A 244-nucleotide genomic window follows, 5' to 3' on the forward strand; every position below is an offset into this window, starting at 1 on the left:
CCCAATGCGACTCATGTTGTAAAAGGTGTCCTTGTTCAGATCCCTGCGCAGTACAGTCGTTATCAGCTCTTGAGTCTTGATTTAGCGGTAGTCGTCCCAGAATCAAGGATTGCTGACCTCGAAATGAACGAAATGTATGTACGAAACGCCATCATTATGCATCTGACTGGTAAAACAGAAGCATTCTACAAGGTGGATGCTTTCGAACCGTTACTTCAAAGCGATCTAAATGCCCTTCTAAGTG

At 44.3% G+C, this 244-nt stretch carries 1 protein-coding gene; it reads left to right on the top strand.

The window, feature by feature from the left end:
- Positions 1 to 244 (top strand): hypothetical protein (locus AB4585_RS24340; protein ID WP_372171320.1); only part of this gene is annotated, 244 nt, incomplete at both ends.

Source organism: Vibrio sp. 10N.222.49.C9, assembly GCF_041474985.1.
Classification (GTDB): Bacteria; Pseudomonadota; Gammaproteobacteria; order Enterobacterales; family Vibrionaceae; genus Vibrio; species Vibrio crassostreae_C.